This window comes from Nonomuraea sp. SYSU D8015 (assembly GCF_008065375.1).
Lineage (GTDB): Bacteria > Actinomycetota > Actinomycetes > Streptosporangiales > Streptosporangiaceae > Nonomuraea.
The window spans coordinates 471-15,906 of record NZ_MU084033.1 but is presented as its reverse complement, the minus strand read 5'-3'; the positions used below and the strand labels follow the sequence as shown (position 1 = coordinate 15,906).

The following is a 15,436-nucleotide window of genomic DNA, read 5'->3' as shown; positions in this document are numbered from 1 at the left end:
GCCGGCCCCACACGCCGACGCGGGTTCGCCTGTGCGCTGCGCGGCCGTGCGGCTGGATAGGCTGCCTAGTCCTCATATCGGTGGTGTTGTCCATCATGCTGACGGTCACGTCAACTGGCTCGTGGAGCGCACTGGTCGTTCGACCGGCCAGGTAGCCTCGCTTCCGTGCAGGGGCTCCCGTGGTGAAGCCCCACGTTGTGCGACGGTGCCGGCGGCAGCGCCACCTTCTTGCCGACGATTTACGGGCCTATGTCAACGGCGACGTAGCTTGCCGACGGCGTTATTGGCTGGTGGTTTACGGCTGGAGACGGCCCCAGGCGTCGTCGCGCCGTCGGAGCCGGCGTTTTCCAGGAGGGTTGTGACAATGCGGGCCAGCTCGGCGGGGGCGCTGAAGTTGAGGGTGTGGGCCGCGCCGGGTACCTCGGCCAGCCGGCCCCGGGGCAGGCGGCGGACGACCTCCTGCACCCACTCATGCGTGACGATCGGATCCTTGGTGCCCCGGACCACGACGGCGGGCACGTGGACGTGATGGAGTTTGCGTTCGATGGGGTCGGCGAGGGCGGCGCGGAAGGTGTTCAGGAGCCGGCGTGGCCCGCAGTCGAGGTAGTCGCGGGCGAGGACCAGGGCGAGAGCGGGTCGTTCCCGCCACCCGTCCGCCAGCCACCGCCTGACCTGCCGTACCCAGGTGCGCGCGTTGCCGTCCATGGTGGGACCGTTGAGCACCACGGAGCCGAGCAGGTCAGGGGAGTGGACCGCGAGGTCCACCACGATCTGGCAGCCGACGGAGTTGGCCACCAGCGGCACGCCTCGGCGGTGGGTGGCGCGCAGCCAGTCGGCCAAGGCCAGGGACAGGCCGCGGATGTCCAGCGGCGACCGGCCGCCACGGGTGCGGCCGAAGCCCGGCAGGTCCGGGACGACCACCCGGTACGCGGGCGCCAGGCACCGGGCCAGCGGCAGGAAGTACCGGTGGGAGCAGCCGAGCCCGTGTACGCACACCACCTCGAGAGCCGACGCGCTGCCCAGGACGGCGGCGTGGACACGCGTGCCCGCGGCGGCCGTGAACTCATGTCCTTGCCAGCGGTTCACCGCAACACACGACGCGCGCAGGCGACCGCCCCGGTGGTCAGCGCGGCCGCCGTCAGGGTCCGCCGCACCGCGGTCTTGCGCCTGCCGTGCCAGCCGCCGTCGACGGAGCCGGGACCGAGAGCGGGCTCGTACAGGTTGCCGGACGTGAGCGCTGCGGTGCGGTCCCTGAACAGGTGTCTACGGTCCATCTGCCTGGCCAGTAGCCGCTCGGTGAACCCGGGCACCAGCTTGGATTGCATGACCAGATTGCGGGCCCTCGGCCCCGTCACGACCTCCCGGCGTGGCCACCGCACCACGCCCACGATGACGCCGGCCATCCGATCGGGCGAATACACCGGCGGCAGCGCCCGAACCTGCCGGCCGGAGTAGTTGGCGGCCTGCTGAAACAGCGGCGTGTCGATCGAGCCGGGCAGCACGGTGCACACCTTGACCTTGCGGTCGCCCTCCAGCCGCAGCTCCTGCCGCAGACTGGTTGACAGGGAGCGGAGGGCGAACTTCGACATGCAGTAGGCCGCCGTGTACGGCTTTGCCACCACCCCGGCGACCGACGAGACGTTCACCAGCATTCCGCTGCCTTGGTTCCGCAGGTAGGGGAGGACGGCGCGGGCGCCGTGGACATACCCCATGACGTTGACCTCCAGCACCCGGCGGAAGTCCTCCAGGGGCACCTCGGAGAACCGGACGACACGGTGACCGCCGCGCAGTTGACCCACACGTCGATGCGTCCGAACCGCTCCACCGCCCGCCGCGCCAGCTCCTCGACGGCGCGCGCGTCGGTGACGTCGGCCGCTATCGCGACCGCCTCGTTCCCGCCGTCCTGGCATGCGCGCAGAGCCGCGTCGAGCGCGTCCTCGCGCCGGGCGGTCAGCACGACCGCCGCGCCCTTGGTCGCGAACGCCCGCGCTGTCGCCCGGCCGATCCCGCTGGAGGCCCCGGTGACCATGACCACCTTGTCCTTCACCCTCATGAACATCGCACCGTACCCGGACACCTATGCACGAAACGGTCTCTCGGGGGTATCGCGGCTGCCTCAACGACGAGACGTCAGCCGGTTCACGGAGCACCTCGGGCAACTCGTCCTGTACAAAGCGCCAGGGCCTCCGGTTGCCTACCTACATGAGGCCTGCAATGATCTCGCGCAGATCGCCGATGATGCCTGCCCCGGCGCGCTCGGTGATGCCGATCGTTTTGGCGATGTCGCGGATGCGCCCGTGCGGGTTGTCAGCGATGGTGCGCAGCACCCGGGTGGTTGGTCATAAACGTCCAGGTAGGCTGCCGTTTGGTCTCGGTCATGCCCGCGCTGTCTCCTCTTAGCAGTTGATACTCGATTCCATCCTTAAAGATCGGGCAGATGGCAGAGGCGCCTTCGCCACGGCTGGCTGCCGTCCGGTGCCCGTGGAGCAAGCTCTCCCACCGAGCCAGGAGCCCGGGCCGATATCACCCGGGCAAAACCGTGGATACGCCGTCCGATCGATCGACGTCATCCCTAATTCCCGGGGAGATCAAGGAGCAGACAGCGCTCCTACTTTAGTGATCAACGGCCTTGCGACCACGCGGCCCGATTCGGGCGTGTTCCCCCATGAACTCCGGCACAGCAACACTGGCCACTTTTCCATGGTCCCGCAGGCGTGTGTCCCGGAGAGCAAGAGCACCATCGTATGAAGGCTCGATAACGGGGAAAGGGGCTGGCGTAGACGCGGACATGCCCGCCACAGACCGCTAGCAGCCATGTGCGGGCAACGTGAGTGACCGCAACGTCGCAGCACGAGTGCCTACCGAGCCAAAGCTGTGCCGGGAGCCTGTGTTGTCCGCACGCTCCCCGTCGAAGGTCTCAGCGGCCCCACGCTGGGCCGGTGGACCGCGTTTACCCGTCAGTGACCCTCAGAGAGGAAGCCCATGACATCCAGCTTCCGGTTCCTGCGCATCAAAGGCATCGCCATCGGGGCCCACTGGTCGTGGCTGCTTATCGCCGCTCTGGTCGTCTGGTCGCTGGCCGGCTGGGTGTTCCCGACAAGTTATCCCGGTCTGACCGGCGAGACCTATCTGGTCATGGCCGCGGTAGCGGCGGTGCTGTTCTTCGGCTCCGTGCTGCTGCACGAACTCGGCCACGCCCTCACTGCCGTACGACAAGGCGTGGAGATCAAAGAGATCACTCTCTGGCTGCTCGGCGGCGTGGCGCACCTGCGAGGCCAACCAGGATCGCCCCGAGCCGAGTTCCGGGTCGCGATCGCCGGTCCGATGATCACGCTCGCTCTGGCCGCCGCCTTCTACGGCCTGACGTGGACCGGTGAGCTCCTCGGCTGGCCGGCGACGGTGGTGGCGGTGACCGACTACCTCGCTGTGATCAACCTGCTGCTGTTGGTCTTCAACATGCTTCCCGCGCTACCCCTGGACGGCGGCCGCGTGCTGCGAGCGGCCCTGTGGGCCTGGCGCCGCAGCTTCCTGCGGGCCACCCAGTGGGCGGCCGGGGCAGGTAGAGCGTTCGGATTCGTCCTGGTGGCCCTGGGCGTGGTCAGCTTTTTCACCGGGACCGGGTTCGGCGGGCTGTGGTTCGTCCTGCTGGGCTGGTTCCTGGCCCAGGCGGCGCAGGCCGAAGCCGACGACGCCCTCACCCGCCAGTCGCTGCGCGGGCTGCGCATCCGCGACGTGATGCGCAGCGATCCCGTCACCGTGCCCCCGGATGTCACCGTGGACGGCTTCCTCGCCACGGCCACCCATGCCCGCTTCTCCACCTTCCCCGTCGTCGACGAGGAACGGCTGGCCGGCCTGGTGAGCCTGCGGCAGGCCGCCGCCGTCGCACCGGGCCAGCGGACCAACCGGACCGTGGCCGACATCATGCTGCCCGCCGACCGGGTACCGGTCGTGTCGCCCGACGACGAGATCGTCTCCATCCTCGACACCCTGCGGGCCAACAACCACCGGGCCGTCGTCATGGAGCAGGGCCGGGTCGCCGGGATGGTGTCCGGCTCCGATCTGGCCCACGCCATGGAGGTACGGCTCCTGCGCGGCCTGCCCGAGGAACCACGCGCCGGCCGGAGAGGGATGGCCTTGGCGACCGGGCTGGCGCTGCTCGCCCTGCTGGCCGTGCTGGCGGCGTTCTACCGGCCCCCACTGGTGGTCGTCAGCCCGGGCGCAGCCTTCGACGTCGCCGACGATGTCACCATCCAAGGCCGCCCCGTCACCCCGGTCACCGGCCGCTACCTGGCCACCTCCGTCCGCCTGGAGCAGCCCAACGCCTGGGGCGCGCTCATCGCTGGTATCCGCCCCGACCAGGACGTGCTGCGCGCCTCGGCGGTCATCCCCCAGGACGTCCGGCCGGAGGACTACCTCAAACAGCAGCGGCAGCTGTTCGAACAGAGCCGGCGAGTGGCAGCCGCCGCCGGAGCCCGCGCCGTCGGCATCGACGTGCCCATTCACGGCACGGGCGTGCAGGTGACCGGGGTCTTGCCGGAAGCGCCCGTCCAGGGCAAGCTACGGCCGGGAGACGTCATCGTGCGCGTCAACGGACAACCCGTCCAGCACATCTGGACCCTGCAGGAGATGGTCTCCTCACGCCCCGCCGGCACCACCTTCACCTTGACCATTGAGCGGCAGGGCGCCACCCAACAGGTCACCGTGCAAAGCGTCGACCTGCCCCGGCTGTCCCAAGGAGTGGGCATCGGCATCGCGGGCCAGACCCGGGACCTGCGCGTGGACCTGCCGTTCGAGGTGTCCTTCGCCAGCCGGCCGGAAGTGGCCGGGCCGTCGGCGGGGCTGATCTACGCCACCACCGTGGCCGACCTGCTGGCCCGCGAGGACTACGCGAAGGGCCGCGACATCGCCGCGACCGGGACCATCCGCCTCGACGGCACGGTGGGTGTGGTCGGCGGCGTCGAGCAGAAGGCGATCGGCGCCGAGGAAGCAGGGGCGAAGATCTTCCTCGTGCCGGACGAGGAAGTCCAGGAGGCCAAGCAGGCCGACCAGGACCTCACCGTGCAGGGCGTGGAGACCCTGAGCCAGACGCTGTCCCTGCTTCAGCGAGGCGGGACACTGTGACGGCCACGCCGGCAGGCTGGCAGTCCAACCCGTCGGCCTGGTCCCAGCGACTGCCTTTGGTGGCTCTTGCTGCGGCGGGATTCGCCATCGCCGGTTACCTGGCCCTGTATCAGTACCGGGTCGTCTCGACGGTGTGGGAACCGTTCTTCGGCCAGGGCAGCCGCATCGTGCTGAACTCGCCGTTGTCTCGGGTGCTGCCGGTTTCCGACGCCACACTCGGCGCCGGTAGCTACCTGCTGGACGCGGTGACCGGAGTGATCGGCGGCGTGCGCAGGTGGCGTTCCATGCCGTGGATCGTGATCGTGTTCGGGATCGCCGTGGGGCCGCTCGGGCTGGTCAGTGTGCTTTTGGTCATCGCCCAGCCCGTGCTGTACGGGGCCTACTGCGCGCTGTGCCTGGCCTCGGCCGTCATCTCCCTGTCCATGATCCCCGGCGCCATGGACGAGGTGCTCGCCAGCCTGCAGCAGCTGCGTAAGGTGCGCCGGGACGGTGGATCCGTCTGGTTGGCGTTCTGGAAAGGCACGCCATCATGATCGCCCTGTTCCTCGCCGCCCTGGTCGGCATCGAGCTGATGGCCTCTCCCGCGCTCTTGGACAGTCCTGAGCCGGTGAGCGACAGCTTCAGAACCGCCGGGCCGCTGATCGCCACGATCTCCTTCCTTTCGGCGTTTTCCATCCTGCGCGGCCTGCGCTGGCTCAACCTGCTCTGCAGCGCATGGCTGGTCATCGCCCCGCTGATCATCCAGCACGCCACGCCTGCGCTGGTCAACAGCACTGTGGCGGGGGCTGTCGTGGCGGTGCTCACCGCTGTGGCCGGGGAGGGGAACGCTCGTCAGCGATACGGCGGCGGCTGGCGATCCCTCGTCAGATGACCACATCGAAGAACGGCGCCGATGGGCCGATGGACGATCGCGACGACGACCCCCAACGGGGGCCTTGCGCGCAGGAGTTACGGCTGACGCCGCGGTCGTCGCGGACGGCCGGGTGCCTTCTCCAGCGGGGGTGAGTCATCCGGTCGCCTGCTTGCGGGGAATCCGGAAATCGGTGAGTGATGCAGCGGTGGGCCGCATCACGCAAGAGCTACGGCGCGTAGTAGCTGGAGGGGGAGAACTCATGGAAGTCTGGGCGGCTCTCCTGGGCCTGTTGATCCTTCTCATGGCGGGCGTGGGCACCCTGTATGCGGTGGCTTGCCTGGCCACGATGCCGGGCACCGTAGAAGCGGGCCCGTTCTTGTCCGGCGCGCGTCCCCGAGAGCACGCACAGTCGCGTTCCATGTGCGCTGGTACGCGGTGACGCTCGTCTTCCTCGCCTTCGACATGGAAATGATCTTCATGTATCCGTGGGCGCTCGTCGTCGCTGACATCGGAGCGGCTGCGGTGGCGGAGATGTTCCTCTTCCTGGGCCTGCTCATGGTGGGAGTGATCTATGCCTGGCGCGAGGGGGCGTTCCGGTGGGCCTGACCACGTGGCTCATGCACAAGGCCGCCCTTCAACCCTGACCCATGATCGTGGCAATTCCGTACGGGACCAAAACACGTCTCCAGGTCGAAGCGGAGCTCGCTCGTCGGGGCTGGTGCCGGGCCACGGCGCCCGCCGAGGCCGGCATGCTCGTGATCTGCCGGTCACGGGACGGCATCGCGCCGTCATCTGCTTCGTCACCGGGCGGGTGATTCCGGCAGGGCTCTCTTGCCGTCAGGTTCAAAGGTGCCAACCACATGTCCCCGGCGGAAGAAGAGCCCCGGGCACACCGGCCACATCATCACCGCGCTGACGGCCAGGCGACCATCACGGCCGCCCACCGCCGCGACGGCATCGACGCGTGCATCCGCTACCTCACTAACTTGAGCATCTGCGCTACGACCAGGCGCTGGAGGCGGGATGGCCGATCGCGACCGGCGTGATCGAAGGCGCCTGCCGCCATCTGATCGCCGACAGATTCGACCTCGCCGGGGCACGCTGGGGCCTGGCCGGAGCCAAAGCCGTCCTGAAACTCCGCGCCCTGATCGCCAACGGTGATCTCGACGAATACTGGCGTTTTCACCGCGCCCGGCAACACGAACGTGTCCACCAGGACGACCAGGACGGATACTCCCTCACGGCTTGATCGCTGCGGTTACTGAGGAAGAGCTACACCCTTCACCATTCCTCGATGGTCGTTGCTGCCACGCTGGCGCCGGTGTGGATAAGCCACGCTGCCATGCCTTCGGCGAGGATGCGCCGGGGGATGTCGGCGTTGCGCCTCCAGAACCACACGTCCGTGATCCCAGCGGCGACGTAGTCGCGATGCCGGGCGCACCATTCCTCATCGCTTAAGTACGCCTGCTGGGCCTCCAGGGCGAGGCGGTCGCCATCCGTGAGTTCAACGGCCACATCGGCCCGGCGTTTGCGGGCAGGTGTCCACTGCTCCAGATACACGTGCGCCACGCCTGGACACGAGCGGCGCCCATTGGGCCAGGACGTGCTTGGTGGATAAGTGCCAGATCGTCTCGGGATGATGTCCGCCGCCGGCGGGTGCTTGGCCGGGTGGGTGGGCGAAGTGAGTACGGACCCGGCCGCTGAACCGGCCCTTGGTCACCAGCGGCACGCGAGTGCCTGGAGCGGCGTCGACGCCGTGGAAGCAGAAGGAACACACCAGCGTCCCGGCAGCACCGTACCCGAGCTGTCGCCAGTCCTCCGCCGGGCGATCGGCCACGTGCACCTCGCGCCCTGTGGTGAGGTCTAAGACCGTGACTCATTTGGGGATTGATCGTTAGATCGATCGTGGATGCGCTCCTTCAACGCCTGGTGCCTGATGAGTTGTGGGAGTTGTTCCAGCGGGTCGTCCCGCCGGCACCGACGCGCCCGCAAGGTGGCGGACGACGGCGGGTCGACGATCGCGTGATCCTGGCGGCGATCGTATACGTGGCCACCACCGGATGCGCCTGGCGGCAGCTGCCGCCGGTCTTCGGCGCCTCCTGGCAGACGGTGCACCGCCGCTTCACCGACTGGAGCACCGCCAGGGTGTGGGCCAAGCTGTACCGGATCCTGCTGGACGAGCTCGACGCCCGAGGAGAGCTGGACTGGTCGCGGTGCGCGATCGACTCCGTCAGCGTGCGGGCCACCAAAAGGAGACCTGACGAGTCCGAATCCTACCGATCGCGGCAAGAACGGGTCGAAGATCCACCTCATCACCGAACGGACCGGCCTGCCCATCTCTGTCGCGATCAGCGCCGCCCACACCCACGACAGCCTGGCGCTGGAACCGCTGGTGCGGAGCATCCCGCCGATCCGTTCCCGACGCGGGCCCCGACGTCGGCGACCGGCCAAGCTTCACGGCGACAAGGGCTACCCCACTTGCGCACCTTTCTGCGTAGTCGGGGCATCATCCCGCGCCTGGCCCGCCGCAGCATCGACTCCAGCCAGCGCCTGGGATGCCACCGCTGGGTGGTCGAGCGCACCGTCTCTTGGCTGGCCGGCTGCCGCCGCTTACACCGCCGCTACGAACGCCGAGCCGACCACTTCGCGTCCTTCGTCGCCATTGCCTCGGCTCTCATTTGCTACCGCCGACTCACCAAATGAGTCACCTTCTAAGCCGACCACCAGCAGATCGTCTCGCACGGTCACCCCTACGGGCTATGGCATTGGGATACTACGAGCCGATGCCGACATTTCTCCTGGACGGAGATCCGCCGTCGAGGCCCGTCGTGCCGGGAGCGAGGCGGCCAGTTGCTACGCTGCTGGCCCCGGTTGGTCGGTCCAGCAGCAGGGGCACGTCATCTGCGTCACCTCGCCCGGGACGCGCCAGCGGTTGCGGCAGATCTATCTCCGGCGGCAGCTCACCAGTGTGTCGTTGGTGAGCAGTTCGCCTATCTCCAAGGGGCGCCGGCGGCCGCACGGGCATACCCACTCGGCGGGGGTGGTCAGGGAGTCGCTCACGGCCTGGCCTTCAGCCGTCTGCTGCGCGGTGAACGAGGCGGTCGTGAGGAAGTGGCCGTCGCCCGCGCCGTCGCTGTGGATCTCGCCGCACCGGCGGCAGCGGACGCGACGCGGGTCTTGCCCGCGCACCGTCCAGTTCATCGCGATGTCCAGCAGGGTTCTCAGCGTGCGCCCCCGTCAGCACGGCCACGCTCGCCGCGGGACCTGCGTCAGCGAGCGGGAACGCCATTCACGGCCTGGGTGCCAGCGGTCGTGTAGCGGGCGCCTTGGAGCCTGTAGAGAAAAGGTGCATCCGATCATGAGCCGCCGGTGCCGCCAGTGTCCCGGCGCCTCTTGGGGGCGTCAGGCTCGGAGGCCTTGGCCTGCCGGCCCTTGCGCAAGAGCAGGGCGGAGGCCGCTTCGCCCAGCGGGTAGGTGTTCGGTCGCCGGCCGGGGATCTCTTTCCCCTTGAGGATCTTGCGGATCTGCTGAGGTTGAAGGGGACCCTTGGCCAGGTAGGCGGCAAGCTCGGCAGCCGTGGCGACGGCTCCATCGGGCGGTGTGCCGTTGCCGGACAATGCCGGCTGCTGCGCGCTGTCCTCGGCGGTGTCGTCGGCGGGCTGGGCAAGCGCAGGGGCGGTGGACGGCGGTGCCGCCTCCAGCAGTTCCCGGCGGACGGCCAGGAGCCATTGCTCGATGCGCCTGTCGATCTGCGTGTAGATCTCGTTGGCCACCCGTGCTTTGACCTCGCTGTCGAGCCGATCCTGCAACTGGGCGACGAAGTTTTGAACGAACCGTTCCCGGAAGTCGGCGCCATCGGCCCATGTGTTGGCCCACACCTTGAACAGGTTGTCGAACCAGTGCGCGACCCAGGCGTCGAACTCTTTCTTGAGCTCGGCGTCCTTCCAGGCTGTGATCCGGGAGTCGAACCCAGCGGTGAACAGGACCTCGAACCTGTCGCGGAACTGACTGTCGGCCCAGGCCCGCATGTGTTCGTCGAACCGTGCGGCGAACAAGGCCCCGAACCTGTCCTGCAAGTTGCCATCAGCCCAGGCGTTCAGCCGTTCGTCGAACTCCCGGCTGAACCGCTCGTCGATCCACCGGTCGAATCGGGCTTGGAACCATTCCTCGAACCGTTCCTCGCTCCAGCGCCCCTTGAACAGTGCCATACAGCGCTCCCCTCGCCAGGAGCAGATATGGATCAGTTGAGTGGAAGATACGAAGCATCGCGGATGTGGAATAGGTGATGACGAGGCAGGATTGGGTCTCTCTAGAGAGACGCAATCCAGCTGTTGACGTCGGCCTGATCGCCGCTCCCGAGGAGCGTCGGCGGGGTTCGCCAGCGCGCCTAACTCCGCGCCTGCAGCCGGCTGACCGCGTATGATTCTGCACCTTGTCGATATGTCGCCGATGTATCGCAGAGTGACGAGACCTTTATCTCCGGCCCGACCTCGTTTGCTGCCTGCGGTATTCCTGAGGGCTGAGGCCGTAGGCGGTGCGGAAGGCGCGGGTGAAGGCGGCGGGGTCAGTGTAGCCACGGCGGGCCGCTATGAGGCGTATCGGGCGGTGTCGGCTGTCAGGGGCGATCAGCTCTCGGCGGCAGTGTTCCAGACGGCGGGTGCGGATCCACTCTGAGACAGTGGTGCCCTGTTCGGCGAAGAGGCGTTGCAGGGTCCGGAGAGAGATGTGGTGCGCGGCGGCGATCGTGGCCGGGGACAGTTCCGGGTCGTTGAGGAACCGTTCGATGTGGGCGTGTATCTGGAGCAGCAGTGTTCGCCGTCGGCTCTCCTGGGGTACCGCGTCGTCGGTTTGGTAGCGGTGGGCGAGCAGGGCGGCGAGCAGGTCGATGCATATGCTGCCCAGCCGGGTGGCGTCCATCGGCTGGTAGGTGGCCGCATCCTGGGTCACGCGGGTGAGGAACTGGGTGAGCAGCGGGCCGACTCCGTGGCGTGCCGGGAGTGAGGCGGCGCAGAGTCGGTCGGTCTGGCGTGGCGGCAGCGGGAGGAGTCTGCGGGGGACATGCAGCTGGATGGCCTCGGCCGTGCCCCGGGTGCTGTTCACCACTCCGTGGAAGGGCCTCCAGGAGCGGTAGATCATCAGGTCGCCGGCCCCGACCATGGCGTCCTGGCGGTCCTGGGACACGGCCAGCGTTCCCCGTAGGCCCAGGGTGATCTGATAGCACTCGGGGTCGGCCTGCCGGATCAACTTCTGGGTCCGGCGTGCGCGCATTGGCGAGTACGTGTGGTGGCAGACGTGGACCGCGCCCAGGTCCAGCAGATGCATCGTGGCCTGGAAGTCGTCTGCGTGATCGCTGCTGAAATCGATGGGCATGTAGGTGCCGGCCACGGCCTCCCGCCAGAAGGCAAAGCGCTCACCGGCGGGCAGGTCACTCAGATCGATCAGGCGGTGCATCGGCAGTCCCCCAGGTACCTGTCTGCTCATGAGACTGGCGGCGGATGTCATTGCTGTCCATACCGGCTCGAAGACCGTCGTTCTACTCCGCCGCCGGCCGTGCCGTCACCGGCGACCCCACGTAGTGAGATCACGGTTCTGGTGAACTGGCGCCCAGTGACAACTGCTTGACGCATCACGACAACGCATCTCGCCGATGTCCATACGACACTCCTGATCAAGACCCATCGCGCACAGACCGCTGACGTTACCCCCACGCGAAGGAAAGGTCCCATGGATGAAGTCGCCAGCAGGAACATCGGATGGAAGGCTACGGCGAGAACCGCGCGGCGAGCAGCGCCGTCGCTAATGGTGGCCGCGACACTCCTCGGCGTGACGCCGGGAATGGCGCAGGCAACGGCAATCAATGTCGCGACATCAGTAGCGGCAAGTTCCCACCCTGACCACAATTGCACCGGCGTTACAAGCAGCGGTTTCTCGTGCAGCAGGAGCAGCACGAACGGATCAAGCTGGGACAATCGTTACACCTGGACGTACTACAACGGGTCCCAGCGCACGTTTACCCAACTCATTTTCAACCATGCCACTCCCTCGATTTATGGCGTGGACCTTTGCGACAGCAGGAGGGGTGACAACATCAGGCACAGCCTTGAAGTTAGGGTCCATGACGGGAGCACGTATACGTACTGGGCGCCAGTCGAGAGCAGCAGCAGTGTCTGCACCTGGCAATATGTCGGTAACCTCACTATCGATGCCTACCGGGTGGTTACCTACAGCTCAGGGCAATTCAGCCACGCCACAGTCTGGTGTCGTGCATGTGTACCGGGCTAAGACGCCCAACATCTCCGAGGGGCATCCGCTGGGCCCGCGACGACTTCGACAACCCACTCATCACCCTCGGTCTCACATGGTGAGAACGCCCTTAGCCCTGACGTTCATCCCCGACAGCACGTCCTGAGCATGAATCGCGCTCGCTAGCGACTCTCTGTTCAGCATTCCATAGGGATCACTGCACAAATAGGCGTAACACGGAGGTAGGCCCAACAATGGATGGCGGCGGAACGATTCTTCGAACTGGCGTACGACGCGTCTCGGCCTCCATGGCGGTCGCCGCGCTCTTCATGGCCCCACTCCTTGGACCGTCGACAGTTGCCGCTGCGAGCCAGGTTGGGGCAGGAGAGGCGCAATCCGAGATCGCCCACAGGAACGGAGTTGGGCACGCGACATCCTCCGCCTGCTCGTACCAGAGCTATGACAGTGGTGGTCCCGGTGAGATCGTAAAGCGCAAAGGAGAGGGCACGCCCAAATACAACGATGGGTACACCGATCTACTTGGTCGGCGCTTAACGCTGGTCAACGCCGCGGTCATCCACGAGCGCTCGGCAGCCAGGCTCGAAAAAGCCAAGAAAGGCGACCGAGTCTGGGTGCGCATCAGCCACGATCAGGGAAAAACCTGGCAGAACTGCGGCTCGACAGAAGCATCCAAGAACGGCAGGCTGGATAGCAAATGGTTCCAACACAAGGTGCAGGGTCGCTGGATCCGGGCGTGCACGAGCGTAGTGGCAGGCAATAAGCGGGCCGGTTGGTGCGCAGATATTGGCGACAAGACCAGTCGCCCTGATGGCAGAACCCATTACTGGTGGACGGACTGGGAGGACTGATTGCTCAAGGAGCCTTTTCATGCGCCCAGCAGAACAGGAGGGGACTGTAAAACTAACGGCGGATCTGATGATCCCAATCAGTTCGTGGGTTTCTGGACTATCGGAGGCTGGCGCCGATGTAGGTCAGATGAGGATCGGCGAAGAACGAGCGCACCAGCGCGGGCATCTTCTGTAACCGCCGCAACGCGCCCAGAGCGAGGGCTTTGAGCTCCTCGACGCCGCGAGCGGAGGCCCGTGCGATCCGGTTGTGCTTGACGTTCTTCCACACCCACTCATCAGGGTTGAGCTCGGGTGAATACGGCGGCAGGAAGAACAGCGAGAGGGCACCCTGACTCGCCTCGACGAACTCCTTGACCTTCTTGGCCCGGTGGACGCGGGAGTTATCCACGACCAGGAACACCGGACGTCCGGCATCGGCGATCAGGCGCTTACAGAAACCGATGAACGCATCGGCGTCCAGACTCTGGTCAAACAGCTGAAACGCAACTCGCCGCGCGAGCTGACGGCGGAGATCATCATCACCGAGCGACGAGCTCCGGTAGTGGTCACGACCGGAGTGCGACCCACGGGAGCCCAGGTGGTGCCGGCGTGGTAATCAGTGCGCACCGCCGCCTCATCAGCGAAGAACACCACTGCGCCCAGCCGTTTGGCCTCGGCCGCGATCGCGGGGAAGGTGCGCTGCTTCCACTCGGCAACCGCGGCCGCGTCCTGCTGGTAGGCCCGATACAGCGGCCGTTGCGGCGACATGCCTAGCTTGGCCAGCACCCGGCCAACGCTCACCAACGACACTTTCACCTTGAACTCGCGGCGGATCAGCTCGGCCACCATCGCCCGCGTCCACAACGCGAACCCGAAACTCAACTGACGCGGATCATTACCGGCGATGAGTTCATACAGCCGCCCCAGCTGCGCTTCGTCCCTTGGCCGCTGGCCCGCGGGTCTTCTTGGTGCGCAATCCTTCCGGGCCCAGCGCCCGATAATCCTGCAACCAGCCGAACACGGTCGCTCGCCCGAACCCGAGAATCTCCGCGACCAGATCAGGTGATTTACCGCTCTCGATCAGCTGACAGGCCCGTAGACGCTCCTCATAGCTGGCCCGCCGCCCCAACATGACCAGGACGTCGAAACCGTCCAGGACGTTGAGCAGCATGCACACGACGATCGCCGACCATTGCATGCGCGACATCGGGGAGCCGTCGACGCGGGCACGCAGCTCCGCGGAGTCGGTATGCATCGGTGGCCTTCCGGTGTTGAGCGGTTTGCTGTCCATGTGTACCTGGCCGAATTCCGGTCCGGGCGTTCGCCGATGAGCAAGACGTGCTCGCATAATCGCGGAGATGGCGCCGCCGACCACGAACGGACGAGCACGTCCACGCCATCGTCACATCTGCCGCTTGCGCCCCAGGCCGCGCCAGCGCCGCCGGCCGCGAGCGCGTGGTCGGCCACGAGGCGACCACACGCGCCACCAGCAGCCGCATCACCATGCCCACGCCGTGACGCCGGCCGCCGCGGCGGCCGGATACGGCCAAGACCCGTGGTTCGTGCTGAGGCCGGCGGAGGGCTCCGCCGCTTCATCGGCTCCGCGGGGCTCCTGGGCGCACGCCATTGCTGCACTCGGCAGCGCTGGCGCGGCGGGCCTGTTCCCGCAGCGAGCGAAGAGGGATGTGAGTTCAGCCAGCTTTAGGCAGAAAGGCTGGATGGATCTCCATGGCCTTGTAGGGCGGTCCGATGGTTGCCTTTGTGGCATGGAATCCGTAACAGCCGTGAGGCGCACAGTCGTCCCCGCCAGGGAGGCACGGGCGGCACGACTGGCCGCCGGGCAGCGCGTGAGCGTGGTCGACCTCGAAGGAGGCCAGGTAGGCGATGTGTTCGCCTTCGCCGCCGAAGACGTGACGGAGCACTCTGGTCCCTGACCTACCAGTAGTCGCGGGTCGGGTTGCGCCGGACGGAGGCGCCCTGTCGTGATTGCTCCCGGTGGGTTTCCCCGGCCCGCCGGGCGTTGGTGTCTCCATGCATCGGGGCGCTCCACGCTCGTGCCCGTTGATCAGCCGCTGTCAGCTGCCGGGATGGGTCTATGCGGTCACGATGTTGCCGCCGCAATAGCGGCAGTGCTCCACCTTGACGCTGGATGCGCCGGTAAAGGCGACTTGCTGATGGCGATTCTCCCGCCCTTGTCGCAGAAGCGGCGGTTGAACTCGGTCATGCCCATGCGGCTTCGGCGTCGACCAGGGCGCGGTCCCACTCGCTGATCGGGAGCTGCCATGGGTGCTCCGAAGTAGTGCCGGCGATCAATGGCGATCACCTCAGCTTTCCCGTCGCAGTCTCGCATTCCGGAGTAGCCGTCCGGGTC

17 protein-coding genes and 2 pseudogenes are annotated in these 15,436 nt (G+C 67.0%); 8 read left to right on the top strand and 11 right to left on the bottom strand.

The window, feature by feature from the left end:
- Positions 1–252 precede the first annotated feature (252 nt).
- The 4 genes from ID574_RS01065 to ID574_RS61425 all read right to left on the bottom strand — a co-directional run bounded on the left by ID574_RS01065 (position 253) and on the right by ID574_RS61425 (position 2,327).
- Positions 253–1,086 (bottom strand): alpha/beta fold hydrolase, encoded by an 834-nt coding sequence (locus ID574_RS01065; RefSeq protein ID WP_188186857.1) that lies wholly within the window; start codon positions 1,084–1,086, stop codon positions 253–255.
- On the bottom strand, positions 1,083–1,712 hold the full coding sequence (locus tag ID574_RS01060; protein ID WP_262495926.1) for an SDR family NAD(P)-dependent oxidoreductase: 630 nt from the start codon (positions 1,710–1,712) through the stop codon (positions 1,083–1,085). Before ID574_RS01060 ends, ID574_RS01065 begins: the two co-directional genes overlap by 4 nt.
- The gene (locus ID574_RS61430; RefSeq protein WP_262495925.1) at positions 1,643–2,053 is read right to left on the bottom strand and encodes an SDR family NAD(P)-dependent oxidoreductase; all 411 of its coding nucleotides are present in this window, start codon (positions 2,051–2,053) and stop codon (positions 1,643–1,645) included. Before ID574_RS61430 ends, ID574_RS01060 begins: the two co-directional genes overlap by 70 nt.
- Positions 2,054–2,198: 145 nt before the next feature.
- Entirely contained in the window at positions 2,199–2,327 is a 129-nt protein-coding gene (locus ID574_RS61425) for a hypothetical protein (protein ID WP_262495924.1), read from the bottom strand.
- 655 nt (positions 2,328–2,982) lie between these two features.
- On the opposite strand from ID574_RS61425, the gene ID574_RS01055 reads away from it, so the two are divergent.
- From ID574_RS01055 to ID574_RS01035, 5 genes and pseudogenes are all read left to right on the top strand, one after another.
- Complete coding sequence (locus ID574_RS01055) at positions 2,983–5,121, top strand: site-2 protease family protein (RefSeq protein ID WP_188186856.1); 2,139 nt, start codon at positions 2,983–2,985, stop codon at positions 5,119–5,121.
- Positions 5,118–5,654 carry a vitamin K epoxide reductase family protein gene (locus ID574_RS01050; RefSeq protein ID WP_188186855.1) on the top strand — a complete coding sequence of 179 codons (537 nt, stop codon included), beginning with the start codon at positions 5,118–5,120 and terminating at the stop codon, positions 5,652–5,654. The genes ID574_RS01055 and ID574_RS01050 overlap by 4 nt, the downstream gene beginning before the upstream one ends.
- On the top strand, positions 5,651–5,992 hold the full coding sequence (locus tag ID574_RS01045) for an SPW repeat domain-containing protein (protein ID WP_188186854.1): 342 nt from the start codon (positions 5,651–5,653) through the stop codon (positions 5,990–5,992). The genes ID574_RS01050 and ID574_RS01045 overlap by 4 nt, the downstream gene beginning before the upstream one ends.
- A 402-nt stretch (positions 5,993–6,394) precedes the next feature.
- Positions 6,395–6,580 carry an NADH-quinone oxidoreductase subunit A gene (locus tag ID574_RS59340; protein ID WP_223166257.1) on the top strand — a complete coding sequence of 62 codons (186 nt, stop codon included), beginning with the start codon at positions 6,395–6,397 and terminating at the stop codon, positions 6,578–6,580.
- Between the two features lie 341 nt (positions 6,581–6,921).
- Positions 6,922–7,223 (top strand): annotated as a pseudogene (locus tag ID574_RS01035) (ISKra4 family transposase); the annotation flags it as partial.
- Between the two features lie 32 nt (positions 7,224–7,255).
- Here the strand turns inward: ID574_RS01035 and ID574_RS01030 are convergent.
- On the bottom strand, positions 7,256–7,534 hold the full coding sequence (locus ID574_RS01030; RefSeq protein ID WP_188186853.1) for a competence protein CoiA family protein: 279 nt from the start codon (positions 7,532–7,534) through the stop codon (positions 7,256–7,258).
- Between the two features lie 342 nt (positions 7,535–7,876).
- Here ID574_RS01030 and ID574_RS01025 point away from each other — a divergent pair.
- A pseudogene (locus ID574_RS01025) lies at positions 7,877–8,677 on the top strand (IS5 family transposase).
- A 240-nt stretch (positions 8,678–8,917) separates the two neighbouring features.
- Here ID574_RS01025 and ID574_RS01020 read toward each other — a convergent pair.
- The 3 genes from ID574_RS01020 to ID574_RS01010 form a co-directional block, all read right to left on the bottom strand.
- Entirely contained in the window at positions 8,918–9,175 is a 258-nt protein-coding gene (locus ID574_RS01020; protein WP_188186852.1) for a hypothetical protein, read from the bottom strand.
- A gap of 155 nt (positions 9,176–9,330) precedes the next feature.
- Entirely contained in the window at positions 9,331–10,182 is an 852-nt protein-coding gene (locus ID574_RS01015) for a hypothetical protein (protein ID WP_188186851.1), read from the bottom strand.
- 265 nt (positions 10,183–10,447) lie between these two features.
- Positions 10,448–11,425: an AraC-like ligand-binding domain-containing protein gene (locus ID574_RS01010; protein WP_188186850.1), complete on the bottom strand. Its 978-nt coding sequence runs from the start codon at positions 11,423–11,425 to the stop codon at positions 10,448–10,450.
- Positions 11,426–12,525: 1,100 nt separating this feature from the next.
- Here ID574_RS01010 and ID574_RS01005 point away from each other — a divergent pair.
- Positions 12,526–13,086 (top strand): hypothetical protein, encoded by a 561-nt coding sequence (locus ID574_RS01005; protein ID WP_188186849.1) that lies wholly within the window; start codon positions 12,526–12,528, stop codon positions 13,084–13,086.
- Positions 13,087–13,183: 97 nt separating this feature from the next.
- On the opposite strand, the gene ID574_RS59335 is transcribed toward ID574_RS01005, so the two are convergent.
- Genes ID574_RS59335 through ID574_RS59325 form a run of 3 tightly spaced genes read right to left on the bottom strand, consistent with a single transcriptional unit; the run spans position 13,184 to position 14,356 of the window.
- Complete coding sequence (locus tag ID574_RS59335; RefSeq protein ID WP_262495929.1) at positions 13,184–13,528, bottom strand: transposase; 345 nt, start codon at positions 13,526–13,528, stop codon at positions 13,184–13,186.
- Positions 13,507–13,929 (bottom strand): winged helix-turn-helix domain-containing protein, encoded by a 423-nt coding sequence (locus ID574_RS59330; protein ID WP_223166275.1) that lies wholly within the window; start codon positions 13,927–13,929, stop codon positions 13,507–13,509. The genes ID574_RS59335 and ID574_RS59330 overlap by 22 nt, the downstream gene beginning before the upstream one ends.
- 46 nt (positions 13,930–13,975) lie before the next feature.
- Positions 13,976–14,356 carry a helix-turn-helix domain-containing protein gene (locus tag ID574_RS59325; protein ID WP_223166256.1) on the bottom strand — a complete coding sequence of 127 codons (381 nt, stop codon included), beginning with the start codon at positions 14,354–14,356 and terminating at the stop codon, positions 13,976–13,978.
- A 493-nt stretch (positions 14,357–14,849) separates the two neighbouring features.
- On the opposite strand from ID574_RS59325, the gene ID574_RS00995 reads away from it, so the two are divergent.
- A complete protein-coding gene (locus ID574_RS00995) occupies positions 14,850–14,999 on the top strand; it encodes a DUF1989 domain-containing protein (protein ID WP_223166255.1) in 150 nt (49 codons plus the stop codon).
- Positions 15,000–15,436 lie beyond the last annotated feature (437 nt).